At 73.1% G+C, this 2,518-nt stretch carries 4 protein-coding genes; all 4 read left to right on the forward strand.

Features of this window, described 5'->3' with window-relative positions:
- Window positions 1–557 (forward strand): TraR/DksA C4-type zinc finger protein (locus HW445_RS26525; RefSeq protein WP_180223413.1); only part of this gene is annotated, 557 nt, incomplete at its 5' end.
- Window positions 558–625: 68 nt separating this feature from the next.
- Entirely contained in the window at window positions 626–1,204 is a 579-nt protein-coding gene (gene lspA / locus HW445_RS26530) for a signal peptidase II (protein WP_180223414.1), read from the forward strand.
- 84 nt (window positions 1,205–1,288) lie between these two features.
- A complete protein-coding gene (locus HW445_RS26535) occupies window positions 1,289–2,233 on the forward strand; it encodes an RluA family pseudouridine synthase (RefSeq protein ID WP_180223415.1) in 945 nt (314 codons plus the stop codon).
- The coding region (locus tag HW445_RS26540) for a GNAT family N-acetyltransferase (protein ID WP_374939701.1) at window positions 2,230–2,518 on the forward strand (289 nt) is incomplete at its 3' end. The genes HW445_RS26535 and HW445_RS26540, both read left to right, overlap by 4 nt.

Consider the following 2,518-nt stretch of genomic DNA (forward strand, 5'->3'; position numbering starts at 1 on the left):
GCGGCGCGGCCCGCGGGAGGAAGCAGGCCGCCGCGGAAGCGGCGGGGAACGGTGCGGGCCGGCAGCGTGGTGCGGCGGTCGCCGCACCGGAGACGGGAGGCAGGGGCGTGAGGACGAGGAAGAGCACGGCCGCGGCGGTGCCCAAGGCGCGGGTGGAAGCGGGGGACCTGGCGGTCCGGCCCGGGGAGGACCCATGGACCCCTCAGGAGGTGGAGGAGGCACGCGGCGAGCTGGAGGGAGAGGCCACCCGGCTGCGCGCGGAGATCGCGCAGGCGGAACGCGCCCTCGCCGGACTGATGCGTGACTCCGGCGACGGCGCGGGCGACGACCAGGCGGACACCGGCGCCAAGAACATCACGCGCGAGCACGAACTGGCCCTCGCGTCGGCCGCGCGCGAGACGCTGACCCAGACCGAGCACGCCCTGGAACGCCTGGAGGCCGGGGCCTACGGCCTCTGCGAGAGCTGCGGCCAGGCCATCGGGAAGGCCCGCATGCAGGCCTTCCCCCGGGCCACCCTCTGTGTGGAGTGCAAGCAGAAACAGGAACGGAGGCACTGACCACAGCGCCCGCCGGAGTCGTGCCGTACGCTCTCCTTTCAGTCAGGTACCCAGGCCGAAGGACTCACGTGGCAGAGGCGGAGCGCATCATCGGTACGCCGGAGACTCCGGACGAGGCGGCAGCCCCGGAGGAGAACGAGGAGCAGCGGGCACCACGCGGCAAGCGGCGCGTGACCGTGCTGATCCTCGTCGCCGTGCTGGCCTACGCCCTCGACCTGGTCAGCAAGCTGATCGTGGTGGCCGAGCTGGAGCCGGGCGACCGGTCCGTCGAGCTGCTCGGCCAGTGGCTGCGCCTGGACGTGATCCGCAACGCGGGCGCGGCCTTCGGTTTCGGCGAGGCGTTCACCATCATCTTCACGGTGATCGCGGCCGCCGTGATCGTGGTGATCTTCCGCCTCGCGCGCAAGCTGTACAGCGCCCCGTGGGCGGTCGCGCTGGGCCTGCTGCTGGGTGGCGCGCTGGGCAACCTCACCGACCGGATCTTCCGCTCGCCGGGCGTCTTCGAGGGCGCCGTGGTCGACTTCATCGCGCCCCGGCACTTCGCCGTGTTCAACCTGGCGGACTCGGCGATCGTCTGCGGCGGCATCCTGATCGTGCTGCTCTCCTTCAAGGGCCTGGACCCCGACGGAACGGTCCACAAGGACTGACCCGCGCGGGCCGCCGGAGGCGGCGGCGGGCGGCCGGGCAAGGCCGCGGACCGCGGCGTGTCACCCGTCCGGCATACTCGACGGGTGAGCACGATTCCCGAGATCCGAACCCTGCCCGTGCCGGACGGCCTGGAGGGCGAGCGCGTCGACGCCGCCATCTCCCGGATGCTCGGCTTCTCCCGGACCAAGGCGGCCGAGCTGGCCGCGGCGGGCAAGGTGCAGGTCGACGGGGTGGTCGTCGGCAAGTCCGAGCGCGTCTCCGGCGGCGCCTGGCTCGAGGTGGAGATGCCGCAGGCCCCCGCCCCCGTCCAGGTGGTCGCCGAGCCCGTCGAGGGCATGGAGATCGTGCACGACGACGACGACATCGTCGTGATCGTCAAGCCGGTCGGCGTGGCCGCGCACCCGTCGCCGGGCTGGACCGGCCCGACCGTGATCGGCGGGCTGGCCGCGGCCGGCTACCGGATCTCCACCTCCGGCGCCGCCGAGCGCCAGGGCATCGTGCACCGGCTGGACGTCGGCACCTCCGGCCTGATGGTCGTCGCGAAGTCCGAGCACGCGTACACGTCGCTGAAGCGCCAGTTCAAGGAGCGCACGGTCGACAAGCGCTATCACACGCTGGTGCAGGGCCACCCGGACCCGACCAGCGGCACCATCGACGCCCCGATCGGCCGTCACCCCAGCAGCGACTGGAAGTGGGCGGTCACCGCCGAGGGCAAGGCGTCGGTCACCCACTACGACCTGATCGAGGCCTTCCGGGCGGCGTCCCTGCTGGACGTGAAGCTGGAGACCGGCCGCACCCACCAGATCCGCGTGCACATGTCGGCCCACCGGCACCCCTGCGTCGGCGACCTCACCTACGGGGCCGACCCGACGCTGGCCAAGCGGCTCGGACTGGCCCGGCAGTGGCTGCACGCCGTGCGGCTGGGTCTGGAGCACCCCGGCACCGGTGAGTGGGTGGAGTTCGCCAGCGACTACCCCGAGGACCTGCGGAAGGCCCTGGACAAGGTGCGTGAGGAGACCTACGCGTGAGCGTCCCCGCCGTCCCCGCCGTCACCGTGCGCCTCGCCGAGGACCCCGCCGACCGGGAGGCGTGCTTCCGGGTCCGCAAGGAGGTCTTCGTCGCCGAGCAGAACGTCCCCGAGGAGATCGAGTACGACGCGCTGGACGCGCACGCGGTGCACGTCCTGGCGGTCCGTGAGGACGGCGTGCCGCTGGGGACCGGGCGCCTGCTGTTCGGCGAGGTCGCCGCGAAGAAGACCGGCGGCGACCCGGCAGCGGGGTCGCTGGGGCGGCTCGCGGTGCTGCGGGAGGCCC

The sequence above is a fragment of the Streptomyces sp. UH6 genome, assembly GCF_013421635.1.
GTDB lineage: Bacteria > Actinomycetota > Actinomycetes > Streptomycetales > Streptomycetaceae > Streptomyces > Streptomyces abyssomicinicus.